This is a genomic window from Glycomyces tenuis DSM 44171, assembly GCF_000427885.1.
Taxonomy (GTDB): Bacteria; Actinomycetota; Actinomycetes; order Mycobacteriales; family Micromonosporaceae; genus Glycomyces; species Glycomyces tenuis.
Window position 1 is genome coordinate 53,645 of record NZ_ATYW01000024.1, and the last position, 18,390, is coordinate 72,034.

An 18,390-nucleotide genomic window follows, 5' to 3' on the forward strand; every position below is an offset into this window, starting at 1 on the left:
CCCGGCTCAGGGGCGTCCCCAGGCGGCGGCCAGCTCGGTCCGGGTGTCGGCCAGCAGCTGCGGGAGGGTCTTGGTGCGGGCGATGATCGGCATGAAGTTCGCGTCGCCGCCCCATCTGGGCACGATGTGCTGGTGCAGGTGCCCGGCGATGCCGGCGCCGGCGACCTGGCCCTGGTTCATGCCGATGTTGAAGCCGTGGGCGCCCATGGCGGCGCGGATCACCCGCATCGCCTCCTGCGTGAGGGCGCCCATCTCGGCGACCTCGTCGGTGTCGAGGTCGGTGTAGTCGGGGACGTGCCGCAGCGGCACCACCATGAGGTGGCCGGAGTTGTAGGGGAACTTGTTCATGACGACGTACATGGTGCGGCCCCGTGCGACGATGAGCCCGTCGGCGTCGCCGAGCTTGGGGATCTCGCAGAAGGGGCACCCTTCGATGTCGGAGTCGTCACCGGTCGGTTTGCCCTCGCCCTTGATGTAGGCCATCCGGTGCGGCGTCCACAGTCGCTCGTAATCGTCGGGGACACCGGCTCCTTCGGATGCAACTTGGCTCACGGACACGATCCTAAGCCACCGGCGCCGCGGCGTCGACCGAGACGAAACGCGGCGGCCTTCCCCGCCGCTTCGGGGCCAAACCATGGGGATTCACCCCTCGCGGCACCGATATGCTGCGGAGCGTGACGTTGCCCCAGCTGTATCTCGCGCTGCTCATCGGCTGCGTCACCGTGCTCGTCTCCATCGCGGCCATCCGCGCCACCCACCGTCTGGGGCTGCCGGCGCTGCTGGTGTTCCTCGGCGTGGGAATCCTGCTGGGCGAGGGCGTGGTGGGCATCGAGTTCGAGGACTTCGAGCTGGCGCAGGTCATCGGCACCTTCGCGCTGGCGCTCATCCTCATCGAGGGCGGCCTGTCGACCAGGTGGAACACGATCTCGGCCCAGTTGGCCCCCGCGAGCGTCCTGGCGACGTGCGGCGTGGTCGTCAGCGTCCTAGTCACGGCCGTCGGCACGCACTACCTGCTCGGCTTCTCCTGGCAGTTCTCCCTGGTGATCGGCGCGGTGATCGGTTCGACCGACGCGGCAGCGGTGTTCTCGGAGCTGCGGGGCGTGGGCCTGCCGAAGCGGTTGAGCGGCCTGATCGAGGCCGAGTCGGGGCTCAACGACGCCCCGGCGATGATCCTGGTGCTCGCCTTCGCCTCGGCGGCGGGCCTGCCGAGCGCGGGGAACCTGATCGGCACGCTGATCTGGCAGCTGGCGGCGGGCGCGTCGATCGGCCTGGCCGTCGGTCTCGCCGGGGCGTGGCTGCTCAGGCGGCTGGCGCTGCCGGTCTCGGGCCTGTACCCGCTGGCGGTGTTCAGCCTGGGCGTGGCGGCGTTCGCGGCGGCCGGGGCGCTCGACGCCTCCGGCCTCATCGCCGCGTACCTGGCGGCGCTGGTCCTGGGCAACTCGCATCTGCCGCACCGGGCGGCCACGCAGTCGTTCGCGACCGGGCTGGGCTGGATCGCGCAGTTGGGCATGTTCGTCATGCTCGGGATGCTGGCGAGCCCGGCGGGCCTGCTGGACGCGGTGGTCCCGGCGCTGGTGATCGGGGCGGTGCTGACCTTGGCGGCCCGGCCGATCTCGGTGGCGCTGTGCCTGCTGCCGTTCCGCAGGCCGTGGCGGGAGCAGGTGTTCGTCTCCTGGGCGGGGCTGCGCGGGGCGGTGCCGATCGTGCTGGCCACCATCCCGCACTCCACGCGGCTGGAGGGCGCGCAGTCGCTGTGGGAGATCGTGTTCATCCTGGTCGCGGTGTACACGCTGCTCCAAGGGCCGCCCATGGCCTGGCTCGCCCGGCGCCTGCGGCTCGACGATCCGGGCGCCGTCCGGGAGATCGACATCGAGATCGCGCCGCTGGACGCGATCGACGGGGAGGTCCTGACCGCCACCGTGCCGAAGGGCTCGGGGCTGGCCGGGCTGCGCCTGTTCGAGCTGCGGCTGCCGGAGGGCAGCGTGATCGCGGCCGTGGTGCGCGAGGAGCGTCTGTTCGTGCCGGAGGTGGGCGAACGGCTGCGTTCGGGCGACCAGCTCATGGTGGTCACGCCGCCGCGTCTGCGCGAGGCCACCGAGCAGCGCCTGACGGCCCTGATGCGCGCGGGGCGCCTGGCGCGCTGGCTCGGGGAGAACGGCAGGAGCTGAGCCGCCGCTCCCAGTGGCTGGGACGGCGCGGTTGACAGCTCGCCGGTGATCGCGCATTCTTGCATCCAAGTAATCTACTAATGCTATAGGAATTATAGGAAAGGATCGCCCCCGTGCGCACCCTCATCTTGCTCGGCCTGGTCGGTCTCGTCGCGCAACTCGTCGACGGCAGCCTCGGCATGGCCTACGGCGTGACCTCGTCGACGCTGCTCCTGGCCATCGGCACCAGCCCGGCGGCGGCGTCGGCCACCGTCCACCTCGCCGAGATCGGCACCACGCTCGCCTCGGGCGCCTCGCATTGGCGCTTCGGCAACGTCGACTGGAAGGTCGTCGCGAAGATCGGCGTGCCCGGCGCCGTCGGCGCCTTCGCCGGAGCGACGTTCCTGTCCAGCCTGTCGACGGAGGTCGCCGGACCGGTCATGGCGGTGATCCTGTTCGGCCTCGGCGCCTACGTCCTGGTCAGGTTCACCTTCTTCGGGCTCAACCGGCACAACCTCGGCAAGCCGCTGCGGGGGCGCTTCCTCGGCCCACTGGGTCTGGTGGGCGGCTTCTTCGACGCCACCGGAGGCGGGGGCTGGGGCCCGGTCGGCACCCCGGCCCTGCTGGCCAGCGGCCGGATGGAGCCGCGCAAGGTCGTCGGCTCGATCGACACCTCCGAGTTCCTGGTCGCCGTGGCCGCCAGCATCGGCTTCCTGATCGGGCTGGGCGGCGAGGAGATCAACTTCTCCTGGGTCGGCGTGCTGCTGATCGGCGGCCTGATCGCCGCCCCGATCGCTGCCTGGCTCGTCCGGCACGTGCCGCCGCGGATCCTCGGGTCCCTGGTCGGCGGCGTCATCGTGTTCACCAATGCCCGGACGCTGCTGCGCAGCGACTGGATCGCCGCGCCGTCGGCCGTCGCGAACACGGTCTACGTGCTCGTCGCCCTCGCCTGGATCGGCGCGGTCGCCTACTCGGTGCGGGCCCACCGCCGTGACAGGGCCGCGGCCGCGGCGGAACCGGTCCCGGAGCGGACCGAGCCGGTGGCCGAGGACGCCTGAACCGAGCGGAGCGGCGGCCTGCGGCTGCGATCCTGCGCCGTTTCGGCGGTCGGCGCGGCGCGGGGGGGTTCCGCGGGCTCGGCGCCGGTGCGGCCGCAGGCGCGGTCGAAGCGCTCGGTGAGCCGGTGCGCGTCGGCCCAGAGGTTGTTGTAGCGGTCGCGCGGGCCGCCGCTCGAGAGGCCCTTCGAGTCGACGTGATCGGCGGGCGGCGAGCACCGCGCGACCAACTGTTGTCGGATAGGCGACAGGAGCGGTTCCCGGCGGCGGGCGGGCCGCCGCCGGGTTCGGGCGGTCCTACTCCCCCGCCGCCGAGGGGCCCGTGTTGACGCGGGATTCGACGACGTCGACGACGTGGGCGAGGGCCTCGTCGACGGGGACGCCGTTGCGCTGGGAGCCGTCCCTGTAGCGGAAGGAGACGGTGCCGGCGTTCTGGTCCTCGTCGCCGACGATCACCATGAACGGGATCTTCTGGAGCTGGGCGTTGCGGACCTTCTTCTGCATCCGGTCGTCGGAGTGGTCGACCTCGCAGCGGATGCCGCGCTCGCGGAGCCTGGCGAAGAAATCGTCGAGGTAGTCGGCGTTCTCGTCGCGGACGGGGATGCCGACGGCCTGCACCGGGGACAGCCACGCGGGGAACGCGCCCGCGTAGTGCTCGGTGAGGACCCCGAAGAACCGCTCGATGGAGCCGAACAGGGCCCGGTGGATCATGACCGGCTGCCTGCGGGTGCCGTCGGCCGCGGAGTACTCCAGGGCGAAGCGCGCCGGCTGGTTGAAGTCCAGTTGGATGGTCGACATCTGCCAGGTCCGGCCGATGGCGTCCCTCGCCTGCACCGAGATCTTCGGACCGTAGAACGCCGCCCCGCCGGGGTCGGGCACCAGATCGAGCCCGGAGGACTCGGCGACCTCGCGCAGCGTGGCGGTGGCCTGCTCCCACAGGGCGTCGTCGCCGATGAACTTCGACGAGTCGTCCTTGGTGGAGAGCTCCAGGTAGAAGTCGCTGAGGCCGTAGTCGCGCAGCAGCTCCAGCACGAAGGACAGCAGGCTCGCGATCTCCCCGGGCGCCTGCTCCTCGGTGCAGTAGATGTGCGCGTCGTCCATGGTCAGGCCGCGGACACGGGTGAGCCCGTGGACCACGCCGGACTTCTCGTAGCGGTACACCGACCCGAACTCCGACAGGCGCAGCGGCAGCTCCCGGTAGGAGCGTCCCCGCGACTTGTAGATCAGGTTGTGCATCGGGCAGTTCATGGACTTGAGGTAGTAGTCCGCGCCCTCGAACTCCATGGGCGGGAACATCGAGTCCGCGTAGTACGGCAGGTGCCCGGAGGTCTCGAACAGGACCGACTTGGTGATGTGCGGGGTGTTGACCAGCTCGTACCCGGCGGCCTTCTGCCGCTCGCGCAGGTAGGACTCCATCTCCTGGCGGATGATGCCGCCCTTGGGATGGAAGACCGGCAGGCCGCTGCCGAGCTCCTCGGGGAAGCTGAACAGGTCGAGCTGCTGGCCCAGCTTGCGGTGGTCGCGCTTGGCGGCCTCCTCCAGGCGCTGGAGGTAGTCCTTCTGCTCGGCCTTGCTCGGCCAGGCGGTGCCGTAGATCCGCTGGAGCTGCGGGTTCTTCTCCGAGCCCATCCAGTAGGCCGCGGCCGAGCGCATGACCTTGACCGCCCCGATGAGGCGGGTCGAGGGCAGGTGCGGGCCGCGGCACAGGTCCGACCAGACGCGCTCGCCGCTCTTGGGGTCGAGGTTGTCGTAGGCGGTGAGCTCGCCGCCGCCGACCTCCATGACCTCGTCGGCGTCGGTGCCCTCGCCCTTGGTCTCGATCAGCTCGAGCTTGTAGGGCTCGTGCGCGAGCTCGGCGCGGGCCTCGTCGAGCGAGGCGTACTTGCGGCGGCGGAAGGGCTGCCCCTGCTTGATGATCTGAAGCATCCGCTTCTCGATCTGCTTGAGGTCATCGGGGGTGAACGGCTCGGCGACGTCGAAGTCGTAGTAGAAGCCGTCGGTCACCGGCGGGCCGATGCCGAGCTTGGCCTCGCGCAGCTCCTGGACGGCCTGGGCCATGACGTGCGCGGCCGAGTGGCGCATGACGCTGAGCCCGTCGGGGCTGTTCAGCGGCACCGGCTCGACCTTGGCGTCGGCCTCGGGGACCCACGCGAGGTCCCTCAGGCGGCCGTCGGCGTCGCGGACGACGACGATCGCGTTCGGGCCGTGGACGGGGAGACCGGCCTCGGCCACCGCGTCGGCGCACGTAGTGCCAGCCGTCACCCAGAGCGGTTCGGTCGCGCTCACGGCGGGGACTGGACTGGTGTTCGGCGCTGCGGATGCCACGGTTCTCCCTCAATCGTTCGGCCGAGCGGGGCTCGGCGCTCATTTCGCGTCAATGGTAGTCGCCGTCGGGGAACGGGCTCCAACGCATTACCGGCGCGACCTCCCCCGCCGGAAGTTTTCCCGGGCGCGGACTTGACCTTAGAGCCGACTCCAAGGTTTACGGTCGATCCATGACCACCGCAACCGCACCGCTCACCGTCGGGAAGGTCGCCGAGGCCGTGGGCGTCTCGGCCGACACCATCCGCCACTGGGAGCACGAGGGCCTGTTCCCGGCCGCCGGGCGCAGCGCGGCCGGCTACCGGCGCTACGGCCCCGAGGCGATCGACCGGGCACGGTTCATCCGCACCTGCCAGGGCGCGGGGCTGCGGCTCGGCGACATCGCCGACCTGCTGGCCGTGCGCGACACCGGCGTGTGCCCGTGCGAGCCGGCCGAGCAGCACCTGGAGCGGCGCATCGGCGAGATCAGCGCCGAGATCGCCAGGCTCGAGGGCTTGCGGTCCCAGCTCACGTCGATGCTGCGGGCGGTCGAGGACGGGGGCTGCGGCGAGCCGCTGCCCGCGAACTGGTGCCCGCCCGAGCAATGCGAGGAGGGAGGTGCGACATGAACGAGGAATGCTGCCCGTGCTGCGGCCCCGGCTGCTGCGGCTGACCGTGCCCGCGGGTTCCGACCCCGCGCCCGTCCGCTGTCGCGGGCGGGCGCGGCCGGCGCTAGGGGCCGCACCAGCCCGTCAAGCGGTGGTCAGGACGATCTTCCCGAGGTGCCCTCCGGCGCCCATGACGCGGTGCGCCTCGTCCGCGTCGGTCAGCGGCACGCGAGTGGTGACCACCGGTTTGACCAGGCCGTCGTCGAGGGCGGGCCAGACGTGCTCGAAGAGCTCGGCGAGGATGCTCCGGCGCTGTTCGAGCGGGCGGGCGCGCAGCGTCGTGCCGGCGACGGTGTGGCGTTTGGACAGGAGCCTGCCCAGGTCGATCTCGGCGGTGCGGCCCTGCTGGAGGCCGATGACGACGAGGCGCCCGTCGGTGTCGAGGGCCTTGAGGTTGTCCTCGAAGTAGGCCGCGCCGACGACGTCCAGGATGGCCTTCGCGCCTCCGGCGGCCTGGAGTTCGGCCGAGAAGTCCTCACTGCGGTAGTCGAGGACGCGTTCGGCGCCGAGCGCCTTGAGCTCTTCGGCGAACTCGGATCGGGCGGTGGTCCAGACCTCGGCGCCGACGAGTCGGTGGACGTACTGGATCGCGAAGGTCCCGATGCCGCCCGATCCGCCGTGGACCAGCACCCGAGGCGGGCGTTCGGGGGATCTCGGCCCGATCAGGTAGCCGAGGTTGGAGTGGACGGTGGCGGCGACCTCGGGCAGGGCCGCGGCGTCGACGAGGTCGACGCCTTCGGGCTTCGGCAGCACGAGCCCGGCGTCGACGGCGACGAGTTCGGCGTAGCCGCCGCCGGAGAGCAGGGCGCACACCTCGGTGCCGACGAGGGCGGCGTTCTCCTCGCCGCCGACGGCGACGATCGTCCCGGACACCTCGAGGCCGGGCCAGGCGGGCGCCCCGGCGGGGGGTGGGTAGTGGCCCGCGACCTGGAGGAGGTCGGCGCGGTTCACGCCGGCCGCGGCCACCTCGATGAGCACTTCTTCGGGGCCGGCTTCGGGGTCGGGCACGGTGTCGGCGATCAGTTTCCCGTCGGCGACGGTCATGGCGAGCATTCCCGCATCCTAAGACCCTGGTGGCGGGCAGGGGCATGACACCCGGACATTTTCCCGCCATTGTGGGAAGTGGGGCGTGAAGCCCTTGCAGTGCAACGGCTTCGTCCCTCAGGGTCCTTCGCTGGAGTGGCCGGGGAAGAGGTGCGCCTCGGGGTCGATGGCGACCGCGGCGTTGTTCACGGCGGTGGCCGCCTCGCCGAAGCCGGTGGCGATGAGCCGGACCTTGCCGGGGTACTGCGCGATGTCCCCGGCGGCGAAGACGCGGGGCAGGTTCGTCGCCATCGAGGAGTCGACGAGGACGCAGCGCTTCTCGATGTCCAGGCCCCATTCGGTGATCGGCCCGAGGTCGGCGGTGAAGCCGAGGGCGGCGACGATGGTGTCCGCCGGGAGCAGGCGCGATTCGTCCTCGCCTTTGACGATCACCTCCACGCCGGTGACGCGCTCGTCGCCGAGCAGGCGGGCCACCTGGGCGTTGACGATGATCGGGACATTGAGGCGGCGGACGCGGGCGATGGTGCCCTCGTGGGCGCGGAACTTCTCGCGGCGGTGGACGAGGGTGACGCTGCGGGCGAGGGGGTGCAGGGCCAGCGCCCAGTCGAAGGCGGAGTCGCCGCCGCCGACGACCACGACGTCGTGGCCCTCGTGGGCGGCGAGCTCGGGGACGAAGTAGACCACGCCTTCGCCGCCGAAGTCGGCCGCGGCCGGGAGCGGCCGGGAGGTGAAGCTGCCGAGGCCGCCGGTGATGATGACGGCGCCGCAGCGGACGCGGGTGCCGTCGTCGAAGTCGAGCACGGGCGCGCCCTCGACGTGGTCGAGCTTCTCGGCGCGGCGTCCGAGCAGGTAGTCCGGTTCGAACGGGGCGGCCTGGCGGACCAGGTTGTCGACGAGGTCGCGGCCCTTGATCTCGGGGAAGCCGCCGACGTCGAAGATGAGCTTCTCGGGGTACATGGCGGTGATCTGGCCGCCGGGCTCGGGCAGCGCGTCGGCCACCACTGTCGACAGTCCGCGGAAGCCCGCGTAGTAGGCCGCGTAGAGGCCGGTCGGCCCGGCACCGACGATCACGAGGTCGACTGAGATTTCCGGCACCTGGCATCACCGACTTCGTCGTCATGGCTTTCATGACATCGTAGCCAGTGATCGTCCTCTATGCGGTTTTGACCGTGAACCGGCTCGGACCTTATACTGCTTCCAATGCAGTCCACGAGGATCGAGCGCGCCGGCGCACGGGACGCGGACCGCCTGACCGCCCTCGTCCAGTCGTCCGGTGCCTACCGGGGCAGGTACTACTCCATCATCGACGGCTACCGCCTGGCCCCCGAGTACGTCGAACACCACCAGGTCTTCATGTCCCTCGACGCCGCCGGAGACCTTCTCGGCTTCTACGCGCTCGTCCTCGACCCGCCCGAGCTGGACCTGGCGTTCGTCGCCGACCACGCCCAGGGCATGGGGGTCGGGCGGCGCCTGGTGGAGCACATGATCGCCCGCGCGAGGGCCTTCGGCCTGCGCGAGGTGCGGGTGGTCTCCCATCCCCCGGCCGAGCAGTTCTACCGCCGGCTCGGCGCCGAGCCGGTCGGCACGGTCCCGCCCTCGCCGCCGGAGATCGGCTGGGAGCGCCCCGAGCTGCGGTTCACGATCTGAGATCGAGGCCGCCGGGCGGACCGGGCGCTGCATTAGACTCGGCGGGCGCACATCGGCAACCGACGCCCGCGGAGTGGTGAATTGGCACGATCGGCATTGATCACCGGCATCACCGGTCAGGACGGGTCGTACCTGACCGAGCTGCTGCTGTCCAAGGGCTACGAGGTCCACGGGATCGTCCGGCACACCTCGTCGCTGATCGCCAACACGACCCGGTTGGACGCGGTCTACCAGGACCCGCACGAGTCGGGGCGGCGGCTCTTCCTCCACAAGGGCGATGTGACCGATGCCGGCCTCATGGTCAACCTCGTCCGCGACATCGCGCCCGACGAGATCTACAACCTCGCCGCGCAGAGCCACGTCCGGGTCAGCTTCGACCTGCCCGAGTACACCGCGAACGTCACCGCGCTCGGCGCGGTCCGGCTGCTGGAGGCCGTCCGCGCCTCGGGGATCGACACCCGGATCTACCAGGCCTCGTCCTCCGAGATGTTCGGCCTGACCACCCCGCCGCAGGACGAGACGGCCCCGTTCCATCCCAGGAGCCCCTACGGTGTGGCGAAGCTGTACGCGCACTGGGCGACGGTGAACTACCGCGAGTCCTACGGGATGTTCGCCGCGAGCGGGATCGCGTTCAACCACGAGAGCCCCCGCCGCGGCGAGACGTTCGTGACCCGCAAGATCACCAGAGCGGTCGCCCGCATCGCGGCCGGGATCGAGAAGAAGGTCTACCTGGGGAATCTCGACGCGGTCCGGGACTGGGGCTACGCGCCCGAGTACGCCGAGGCGATGTGGCTGATGCTCCAGCGGTCCGAGCCGGTCGACTACGTCGTCGCCACCGGGCGGCCCGCGACCGTCCGCGACTTCGCGGAGGCGGCGTTCGCGCACGCCGGACTCGACTGGCGCGACCACGTCGAACACGACGACCGCTACGAGCGGCCCGCCGAGGTGCCCGAGCTCATCGGGAATCCCGCCAAGATCGGGCGCGAGGCCGGCTGGGCGGCCAAGGTGCACTGGGACGAGTTGGCGCGCATCATGGTCGACGCCGACCGCGCCGCTCTGCGCATGGACGCGTGACGGTTCGAACATATCGGGCCTCGCGGCCCGCGCGGGTGGATACGATCGCGGGCATGACTGATCTCAGCGCACCGATCCGACTAGGCGACGGCGTCTCCATCCCCCGTCTCGGCTACGGGACCTACAAGGTCGGCGACGAGGAGGCCCGCCGGGCCGTCGAGACGGCGCTGGAGCTGGGGTACCGGCTGGTGGACACCGCCGAGATGTACGGCAACGAGGCGGGCGTCGGGGACGCGATCGCCGCCTCCGGCATCCCGCGCGGGCAGATCTTCCTGACCACGAAGGTCTGGAACGACCACCACGGCCGCGACCGGGCGCGGGCGGCCCTGGAGGCCTCGCTGGAGCGCCTCGGCACCGACTACCTGGACCTGTACCTCATCCACTGGCCGTCCCCGAAGCAGGGCCTGTACGTCGAGACCTTCCGGGCGCTGCTCGAGGCGAAGGAGGAGGGCCTGATCCGCTCGGCGGGGGTGTCGAACTTCCTGCCCGAGCACCTCGAACGGGTCCACGAGGCGACCGGCGTGTGGCCGTCGGTCAACCAGGTCGAGCTGCACCCGTACTTCGGCCAGCCCCAGCTGCGGGCCTGGCACGCCGAGCGGGGCATCGCGACCGAGTCGTGGGGGCCGCTGGGCCAGCGCACCGGCTCGGTGCTCCACGAGGACGCCGTGGTCGAGGCGGCCTCGGCGCACGGGAAGACGGCCGCGCAGGTGATCATCCGCTGGCACCTCCAGCGCGGCTGCGTGGTGATCCCGAAGTCGTCCCACGCCGAGCGGATCGCCGAGAACCTCGCCGTGTTCGACTTCGCGCTCACCGAGGACGAGCTGGACCGGATCGACGGCCTGGACACCGGCAGGCGCCAGGGCATCGACCCCGGAAGCGGCGAGCGCTGAACGCATGGACACCCCGCTGATCGTGCTGGTGCACAGCCCGCTGACGGGGCCGTCGGCGTGGGAGCCGGTGGCCGATTCGCTGCAGAGGCGCGGCGCCTCGGTCGCCGTGCCGACGCTCGAGGGCGCCTTCGAGGCGGGCCCGCCGTACCATCCGGCGGTCGCGGCCGCGGTCGGTCGCCGACTCGCCGAGGTGGGGGGCGGCCGGGCGGTGACGCTGGTGGCGCACAGCGGCGCGGGCGCGCTGCTTCCGGCCATCGCAGCGGCCGTTCCACGGGTGGGCGGCGCGGTGTTCGTCGATGCGCTGCTGCCCCATCCCGGTGCGACCTGGTTCGACACGGTCCCGCCGCCGATGCGCGAGCGGCTGCTCGAGTTGGCCGAGGGCGAACGACTGCCGAAGTGGAGCGACTGGTTCCCGCCCGAGGTGGTGGCGGGGCTCCTGCCCGACCCCGAGCGACGAGGGCGGTTCATCGCGGAGCTGCCGCGGGTGCCGCTGGCCTATTTCCGGGAGACGGCACCCGATCCGAAGGCGTGGCCGCCCGAGCGCTGTGCCTATCTGCGGCTGAGCGAGGCCTATGGCGAGCAGGCCGCCGAGGCGAAGCGGCGGGGCTGGCCGGTTCGCTCCCTCGACGGCGACCACCTGGCGATCATGACCCGGCCCGAGCCGGTGGCCGAGCTGCTCACCGAGCTCATCGACGACCGGCGCTGAGGGGCGAGCTCAACCGATGCCGTGGCGGACGGCCCACAGGGCCGCCTGGGTGCGGTCGGCGACGTTGATGCGGCGCAGCAGGTTCGTCACGTGCGTCTTCACCGTCTTCTCCGAGACGCCGAGGGCCCTGGCGATCTGGCGGTTGGTCTGGCCTCTGGCGATGAGGCCGAGGACCTGGCTCTCGCGCGGGGTCAGCTCGGGGGCCGCCGAGGCGCCGCCGGAGGCCATGAGGCCGCGCACCGCCGCGGGCGAGAACAGCGTCTGCCCGGCGTGGACGGTCCGGATCGCCGCGGCCAGGGCGTCGGGGTCGATGTCCTTGTACACGAACCCGGCCGCGCCCGCCTCGATCGCCGCGGGCACCCGCTCGCCCTCGGTGGCCGAGGTCAGCACCAGCACGCGCGGCCCCTCGCCGCCGAGCCGCTCCAGGACGGCCTGGCCGTCGGTGCCGGGCATCTTGAGGTCGAGGAGCACCACGTCGGGCCCGGCCTCGGCGATCGCGGCCAGGGCCTCCTCGCCGTCGCCGGCCTCCGCGACGACGTCGAAGTCCTCTTCGAGCTCGAGGTAGCCGCGCAGGCCCCGGCGGACGACCGGGTGGTCGTCGACGAGGAGCAGCCGGATGGGATCGGTCATGTCGCGAGCTCCAAGGTGATGACGGTGCCCTCGCCGGGGGCGGTGGTGAGGAGGAGGTCGCCGCCGATGGCCTTGGCGCGCTCGCGCATCGACAGCAGGCCGAGGCCGCGCGTGGCGGCCTCGTCGGCGTCGAAGCCGGCACCGTCGTCGGCGACGACGACGCGTTCGGAGCCGACGGTCACGCACACACGCCGGGCGCGGGCGTGGCGGAAGGCGTTGCCGAGCGCCTCCTGGACGAGGCGCAGGACCTCTACTTCGCACTCTCGGGAGAGGTCGACCGGGGATTCGGCGGTGAAGGTGACCTCGGTGTCGTGCAGGCGGTCGAGCAGGGCGACGTGGCGGCGCAGCGTCTCCACCAGGCCGTGGGCGTCCAGGTCGGCCGGGCGCAACTCGACGATGACGCCCCGCAGCTCGGCGATGGCGTCGGCGGCGAGGGCCTCGACTTCGCACAGGCGCTTGGAGGCCTCGGCCGGGGCGGTGTCGACCAGCTTCGCCGCCGCTCGGGCCGACAGACGCAGGGAGAACAGGCGCTGCATGACCGCGTCGTGGAGTTCGCGGGCGAGCCGGTTGCGCTCCTCGACGACGGTCAGCTCCCGGCTGCGCTCGTACAGCCGCGCGTTGGTGAGCGCGATCGCCGCGTGCGAGGCGATCAGCTCGATCAGCTCGACGTCGCCCTCGGTGAACTCGGGGCCGCCGAGGTCGTTGGTGAGCACCACGATGCCCATGGTGCGCTCGACGTCGCGGATGGGCACGCCGAGCAGCGCCGCCATCTTCGGGTGGGCCTTGGGCCACCACCGGTAGCGCGGGTCCCGGCGCAGGTCGGGCAGGCGGATCGGCTCGGTCTCGGTGAGGATCGCGGCCAGCATCCCGTGCTGGCGGGGCAGCGGCCCGATCTTGAGCCGCTGCTCCTCGTCGATGCCGTCGGTGATGAACTCGGCGAAGCCGCCGGCGTCGTCGGGGATGCCGATCGCGGCGTAGTCGGCGCCCACGAGGCGCCGGGCCGAGGAGACGATCACCTCGAGCACCTGCGCTACCGACAGGTGGCGGGTGATCGCCCCGACGGCCTCCGACACCTCGTGCAGCAGCGCGGTGGAGTCCGGGTCCGATGCGGTCACTCCTCCAACCTAGTCGAAACCGGTGACCGCGCACTCGGACGCTGGTCTTAGGACCTGCGGTGCAGGACCGACCGCGACTTCGGCCCGATGACACGGCCGCCGCCCGTCCATAGCGTCGGAGGCATGAACAGCAACACTCTTGCAAACGGGACAGCACGCACCGCCGTCATCACCGGCGCCTCGGCCGGGCTCGGCCGGGCGCTCGCCGAACGACTCGCCGCCGACGGCTGGGACCTGGTCCTGACCGCGCGCGGCGCGGACCGGCTGGCCGAGGTCGCCGGGCGGCTCGGCGCGAAGCACCTCGCGGGCGACATCGCCGACGCCGCCCACCGCGAGCGGCTGATCGCACTGGCCGAAGGCCGGATCGACCTGCTCGTCAACAACGCCTCGACGCTGGGGCAGACGCCGCTGCCGGAGCTCGGCGAGGCCGATCTGGGAGCCTGGCCGCGCCTGTTCGACGTGAACATGCGCGCGCCGATCGCCCTGGCCCAGCTGGCGCTGCCGTCGCTGCGGGAGCGGCGCGGCGCGATCGTCAACATCACCTCCGACGCCGCCACCGGGCCGTACGCCACGTGGGGCCCGTACGGGGCGACGAAGGCCGCGCTCGACCAGCTGTCGAACGTCCTGGCCGCCGAGGAGCCGGAGATCGCCGTCTGGTCGGTCGACCCCGGCGAGATGCACACCAGGATGCTCGCCGACGCCGTCGGCGAGGCCGACGCATGGCAGGCCCCACCGCCCGGTCAGGCCGCCGAGGCGATCGCCCGGATCGTCGCCGCCCGGCCCGACAGCGGCCGGATCGAGGCCCGGAGTTTCCAGGGAGTGACGGCGGGATGAGCACGACATTGACCTCCCCGTTCGCGTTCGCCCTGGACGCGGCGCTGGAGGCTCGCGAACCGGCCGAGGTGCGCGGCGCCTCGCGCTCGGACGTGCGGATGCTGGTCACCGACAAGGCGGCCGGCGCGATCGCTCACCACCGTTTCGGCGAGCTGCCGGCGCTCATCCGCCCCGGCGACCTGCTGGTGGTCAACAACTCCACGACGCTCCCGGCGTCGGTGCCGACGAAGCACGGATGGCGGGTCCACTTCTCCTCGAGCCGGCCCGACGGGTCCTGGCTGGTGGAGCTGCGCGACGGCCCCGGGCCGTACCTCGGCGAGGTGCCGGACGGGAGGGTCCGCCTGCCCGGCGGGGCGGTGCTGCGGCTCGAGGAGCGGTTCGGCAAACGGCTGTGGGTGACCAGGCCGCCGTTCGGCTCGGTGCCCGAATACCTGGCGCGCCACGGCAAGCCGATCAGGTACTCCTACATCGACCGGGACTGGCCGGTGTCGGCCTACCAGACGGCGTTCGCGACGGTGCCCGGCTCGGCCGAGATGCCGAGCGCGGCGCGGCCGTTCACGCCCGAGATCGTGACGCGGCTGGTCTCGGCCGGGGTGGGGATCGTCCCGATCACCCTGCACACCGGCGTGGCCTCGCTGGAGAGCGACGAGGACCCCTACCCGGAGTGGTTCGAGGTCGGCGAGTACACCGCGCGGGCGGTGAACGCCGCGAAGGCGTCCGGCGGGAGGGTGATCGCGGTCGGCACGACGGTGGTGCGGGCCTTGGAGAGCGCGGTGCGGCACGGCGGCGTCGAGGCCGCCTCGGGCCACACCGGGCGGATCGTCTCCCCCGCCGAACCGCCCGAAGTGGTGGACGGCCTCTTGACCGGCTTCCACGAGCCGCGCTCGACGCACCTGTCGATGCTGGAGGCCCTGTGCGACACCGAACTGCTGCGCGAGTCCTACGAGGCCGCCATCGAGGCGCGCTACCTGTGGCACGAGTTCGGCGACGTCCACCTCATCGCGTGAGCCTCCCTCCGAGGGCTCAGTCGACGTAGATGTCGGGCTGGAAGTCGGTCTGGCCGGGCACGACGGCGTACCCGGACAGGTCCGTGACCCCTTCGGCGGCGAGCACGTCCTCGACCAGGACCGCGTTGCCGGTGTAGGCGACCGGGTCCTTGGCGAGGATCGCCAGCGCGGCGTCGGCGACGATCTCGGGGCGGCGGCTGCGCTCGATCATGGGCCGCCCCCCGAGCGCGAACTCGACCGCGGCGGTGGCGATGGTGGTCGCCGGCCACAGGCAGTTGGCGGCCACGCCGGGCTCGCTCTGCGCGGCGCCGAGGGTCATGATCGTCATGCCGTACTTGGTGGCCGTGTAGGGGCCGCCGTCGAACCACTTCGGGTCGGTGTTCAGCGGCGGGGCGACGGTGAGCAGGTGGGCGTGGTCGGATTCGCGCAGGTGGGGCAGGGCCGCCGAGATGGTCGCGAAGGTGCCGCGCAGGTTGACCTGCGAGATGAGGTCGAACTTCTTGAGGCTCATCTCCCCTACGGGGGCGAGGTCGAGCGCGGAGGCGTTGTTGACGCAGATGTCGAGGCCGCCGAAGTCGGCCGCGGCGCGGTCGACGGCCTCGGTGACGGCTTCGGCGTCGCGCAGGTCGCCGACGAGCGGGAGGGCCCGGCCGCCCGCCCGCTCGATCTCGGCGGCGGTCTCGTAGACCGTGCCGGGGAGTTTCGGGTGCGGTTCGCCGGTCTTGGCGAACAGGGCGACCTTGGCCCCGGCCGCGCCGAGCGCGACGGCGATGGCCTGGCCGATGCCGCGGCTGGCGCCGGTGACGAAGGCGGCCCGCCCGGCGAGGGGGTGGTCGTTGACGGCTGGCTCCATTGCTCTGCCTCCAGGTCGATCGGTGGACACCGAATACTACTAACGGGTAACTTACAGGCCGGGCGGGCCCGGCGCCACCCCGACTCGCCGCGTGGCTGAACGGAAGCTGGGAGCCGCTCCAGAAGTGCCGTGGAAACGGCCGCGAGCCCTACACGCCCGCCTCCGGCTGCAATAAGCTGGCCGGGCGCCCGAGCGGGCGCGAGTCAGACGGGAGCGGTGATGTCTTCGAGCAGTGGGCCCGCCGGGGCCACACCTCCAGAGGTGCCGCTCCGGTCGGACGGGTCCCCGGCGCGGCTCCTCGTCGTCGACGATGAGGAGAGCCTGGCGGACCTGCTGGTCGAGGCGCTCTCCTTCCAGGGGTACGAGGTCACCTCGGCCGCGTCCGGCACCGCCGCGCTGGCGGCTGTCGAGGAGTCCAGGCCGGACCTGATCATCCTGGACGTCAACATGCCCGGCCTCGACGGCTTCGGCGTCGCCGACCGGCTCCGCTCCAGTGGCGACAAGACCCCGATCATCTTCCTGACCGCCCGCACCACCCCCGACGACCTTCGCGAGGGCTTCGGCTCGGGCGGCGACGACTACCTGATGAAGCCGTTCCGGCTCGAGGAGCTGTCGCTGCGCGTCTCGGCGGTCCTGCGGCGCACGCTCGGTACCGACAAGGGCGAGGGGCGCGCCGACGACACCGTGGCCGTCGCCGACCTCAGCCTCGATCTCGCCGCCCACCGGGTGACCAGGGCCGGCAAGGCGGTCGACCTCTCCCCCACCGAGTTCCGCCTGCTGCGCTACCTCGCGGCCAACGCCGGGCGCGTGGTGTCCAAGCAGGAGCTGCTCAAGCAGGTGTGGAACTACGACTTCGACACCGAGTCCAGCCTGGCCGAGACGTACGTGTTCTACCTGCGCCGCAAGCTCGACAAGCTCGGTCCCAGGCTCATCCACACGGTTCGGGGCGTGGGCTACATGCTGCGCCCGCCCAGGGAGTAGGCCGTGGCGATCCGGACCAAGATCGCCGCCGCCATGGCGGTGCTGCTGCTCGTCGCGATGGCCGTGATCGGATTCGTCACCGTGCAGATCGTCTCCGAGAAGCTCACCGGGCAGGTCGACAAGGAGCTCGCCGAGGTCGCCACCGAATCCAACCTCAACCGGTGGACCCGAAACGTCCAGATCACGGAGCTCGGCCCGGGCGACCTCATGCTCGGCCCTTCATCCGAGTTCGCGCTCATGCTCTTCGACAGCTCAGGGGAGCTCGAGATCAGCCAGCACTCCGGAACCGTCGACGACTACGATCCGCTCCCGGACATCCGGTCGGCCCCCGAGCCGAAGGAGTTCTTCACCGTCGACTCCGCTGACGGATCGATGACGTTCCGAGCGTACGCGGCGGACTTCATCAACACCGGGACCGGCGAGACCTACACGTTCGTCGTCGCCGCCCCCCTGACCGCGGTCCGCGACTCGATCGGAACGCTGACACGCACCGTCGTCATCACCGGCCTGGTCGTCTCGGCGATCGGCATCGTGGCCGCGTGGATCATCACCCGCCGCGGCATGCATCCGGTCGACCGGATGGTCGCCGACGCCGAGACCGTCGCCTCCGGCCGGCTCGACCACCGCATCACGCCCACCGACCCGCGCACCGAGATGGGCCGCCTGTCCTTGGCGCTCAACCGGATGGTCTCGCGCCTGACCGAGGCCATAGGCGAGCGGGACCGCCAGCACGAGCGGCTGCGCCAGTTCGTGGCCGACGCCGGGCACGAACTGCGCACACCGCTGACGGCCATCGGCGGCTACGTGCAGCTCTACCAGTCCGGCGCCGCCGCCGAGGGCGAGAAGCTCGACCGGGCCATGGACCGCATCGGATCGGAGAACGCCCGGCTCGCGGGCCTCGTCGACGACCTGATGATGCTGTCCAGGCTCGACGAGGAGGTCGGCGGCGACCGCGAGCTCGTCGAGCTGAGCCAGCTGGCCCGGGACGCGGTCGACGACGCCGAGGTGGCCGACCCCGAGCACCCGATCGAGCTGAGCGCGCCCGAAGAGGTCACCGTGGTCGCCAACGACGGCCAGCTGCGCCAAGTGCTGGTGAACCTGCTGACCAACGCCCGCGTCCACACGCCCGCCGGCACCCGCATCGACGTCTCGGTCGCGAGCGAGGGCCCCTGGGCCGTGCTGCGGGTCGCCGACCACGGGCCGGGCATTCCCGAAGAGCACCGCAGACGCGTCTTCGACCGGTTCTACCGGGCCGACCCCTCGCGCTCGCGCGCCACCGGCGGCTCGGGGCTCGGCCTGTCCATCGTCACCTCGATCGTCAGCGGGCACGGCGGCGAATTGCGATTGGAGAGCGCCGAGGGCGAGGGCACGGCCGTCGAGGTGCGGATCCCCAAGGCGCAACTGGAATAGCGCCCGCAGGACACCGGTTAAGATGACG

18 protein-coding genes are annotated in these 18,390 nt (G+C 71.8%); 11 read left to right on the forward strand and 7 right to left on the reverse strand.

Features of this window, described 5'->3' with window-relative positions:
- Window positions 1–6: 6 nt before the first annotated feature.
- On the reverse strand, window positions 7–552 hold the full coding sequence (locus tag YWW_RS0122300) for an HIT family protein (RefSeq protein WP_245595491.1): 546 nt from the start codon (window positions 550–552) through the stop codon (window positions 7–9).
- 122 nt (window positions 553–674) lie between these two features.
- Between YWW_RS0122300 and YWW_RS0122305 the strand changes: the two genes are divergently transcribed.
- On the forward strand, window positions 675–2,168 hold the full coding sequence (locus tag YWW_RS0122305; RefSeq protein ID WP_026931851.1) for a potassium/proton antiporter: 1,494 nt from the start codon (window positions 675–677) through the stop codon (window positions 2,166–2,168).
- Window positions 2,169–2,281: 113 nt separating this feature from the next.
- Window positions 2,282–3,205 carry a sulfite exporter TauE/SafE family protein gene (locus YWW_RS32300; RefSeq protein ID WP_035699034.1) on the forward strand — a complete coding sequence of 308 codons (924 nt, stop codon included), beginning with the start codon at window positions 2,282–2,284 and terminating at the stop codon, window positions 3,203–3,205.
- A 294-nt stretch (window positions 3,206–3,499) separates the two neighbouring features.
- Here the strand turns inward: YWW_RS32300 and thrS are convergent, their stop codons facing one another.
- Complete coding sequence (gene thrS, locus YWW_RS0122320) at window positions 3,500–5,488, reverse strand: threonine--tRNA ligase (RefSeq protein WP_026931853.1); 1,989 nt, start codon at window positions 5,486–5,488, stop codon at window positions 3,500–3,502.
- A gap of 209 nt (window positions 5,489–5,697) precedes the next feature.
- Between thrS and YWW_RS0122325 the strand changes: the two genes are divergently transcribed.
- Entirely contained in the window at window positions 5,698–6,132 is a 435-nt protein-coding gene (locus YWW_RS0122325; protein ID WP_026931854.1) for a MerR family transcriptional regulator, read from the forward strand.
- Window positions 6,133–6,255: 123 nt separating this feature from the next.
- Here the strand turns inward: YWW_RS0122325 and YWW_RS0122330 are convergent, their stop codons facing one another.
- Window positions 6,256–7,224 (reverse strand): NAD(P)H-quinone oxidoreductase, encoded by a 969-nt coding sequence (locus tag YWW_RS0122330; RefSeq protein WP_026931855.1) that lies wholly within the window; start codon window positions 7,222–7,224, stop codon window positions 6,256–6,258.
- 108 nt (window positions 7,225–7,332) lie between these two features.
- Window positions 7,333–8,310 carry an NAD(P)/FAD-dependent oxidoreductase gene (locus tag YWW_RS0122335; protein WP_026931856.1) on the reverse strand — a complete coding sequence of 326 codons (978 nt, stop codon included), beginning with the start codon at window positions 8,308–8,310 and terminating at the stop codon, window positions 7,333–7,335.
- A gap of 105 nt (window positions 8,311–8,415) precedes the next feature.
- Between YWW_RS0122335 and YWW_RS0122340 the strand changes: the two genes are divergently transcribed.
- The 4 genes from YWW_RS0122340 (at window position 8,416) to YWW_RS0122355 (ending at window position 11,532) form a co-directional block, all read left to right on the forward strand.
- Window positions 8,416–8,862 (forward strand): GNAT family N-acetyltransferase, encoded by a 447-nt coding sequence (locus YWW_RS0122340; protein WP_026931857.1) that lies wholly within the window; start codon window positions 8,416–8,418, stop codon window positions 8,860–8,862.
- Between the two features lie 81 nt (window positions 8,863–8,943).
- A complete protein-coding gene (gene gmd / locus YWW_RS0122345; RefSeq protein WP_026931858.1) occupies window positions 8,944–9,936 on the forward strand; it encodes a GDP-mannose 4,6-dehydratase in 993 nt (330 codons plus the stop codon).
- 53 nt (window positions 9,937–9,989) lie between these two features.
- Window positions 9,990–10,826 carry an aldo/keto reductase gene (locus YWW_RS0122350; RefSeq protein ID WP_026931859.1) on the forward strand — a complete coding sequence of 279 codons (837 nt, stop codon included), beginning with the start codon at window positions 9,990–9,992 and terminating at the stop codon, window positions 10,824–10,826.
- A 4-nt stretch (window positions 10,827–10,830) separates the two neighbouring features.
- Complete coding sequence (locus YWW_RS0122355; protein ID WP_026931860.1) at window positions 10,831–11,532, forward strand: alpha/beta fold hydrolase; 702 nt, start codon at window positions 10,831–10,833, stop codon at window positions 11,530–11,532.
- 9 nt (window positions 11,533–11,541) lie between these two features.
- On the opposite strand, the gene YWW_RS0122360 is transcribed toward YWW_RS0122355, so the two are convergent.
- Together YWW_RS0122360 and YWW_RS0122365 are read right to left on the reverse strand one after the other, a co-directional pair.
- A complete protein-coding gene (locus YWW_RS0122360; protein ID WP_026931861.1) occupies window positions 11,542–12,162 on the reverse strand; it encodes a response regulator in 621 nt (206 codons plus the stop codon).
- Window positions 12,159–13,277: a GAF domain-containing sensor histidine kinase gene (locus YWW_RS0122365; protein WP_211228661.1), complete on the reverse strand. Its 1,119-nt coding sequence runs from the start codon at window positions 13,275–13,277 to the stop codon at window positions 12,159–12,161. The genes YWW_RS0122360 and YWW_RS0122365 overlap by 4 nt, the downstream gene beginning before the upstream one ends.
- Window positions 13,278–13,400: 123 nt before the next feature.
- Between YWW_RS0122365 and YWW_RS0122370 the strand changes: the two genes are divergently transcribed.
- Complete coding sequence (locus YWW_RS0122370; protein WP_051326183.1) at window positions 13,401–14,111, forward strand: SDR family oxidoreductase; 711 nt, start codon at window positions 13,401–13,403, stop codon at window positions 14,109–14,111.
- Window positions 14,108–15,118 (forward strand): S-adenosylmethionine:tRNA ribosyltransferase-isomerase, encoded by a 1,011-nt coding sequence (locus YWW_RS0122375; RefSeq protein WP_026931864.1) that lies wholly within the window; start codon window positions 14,108–14,110, stop codon window positions 15,116–15,118. Before YWW_RS0122370 ends, YWW_RS0122375 begins: the two co-directional genes overlap by 4 nt.
- A gap of 16 nt (window positions 15,119–15,134) precedes the next feature.
- Here the strand turns inward: YWW_RS0122375 and YWW_RS0122380 are convergent, their stop codons facing one another.
- Entirely contained in the window at window positions 15,135–15,971 is an 837-nt protein-coding gene (locus YWW_RS0122380; protein WP_026931865.1) for an SDR family oxidoreductase, read from the reverse strand.
- A 219-nt stretch (window positions 15,972–16,190) separates the two neighbouring features.
- Between YWW_RS0122380 and YWW_RS0122385 the strand changes: the two genes are divergently transcribed.
- On the forward strand, window positions 16,191–16,952 hold the full coding sequence (locus YWW_RS0122385) for a response regulator transcription factor (protein WP_051326184.1): 762 nt from the start codon (window positions 16,191–16,193) through the stop codon (window positions 16,950–16,952).
- 3 nt (window positions 16,953–16,955) lie between these two features.
- On the forward strand, window positions 16,956–18,362 hold the full coding sequence (locus YWW_RS34440; protein ID WP_051326185.1) for a sensor histidine kinase: 1,407 nt from the start codon (window positions 16,956–16,958) through the stop codon (window positions 18,360–18,362).
- Window positions 18,363–18,390: the final 28 nt, after the last annotated feature.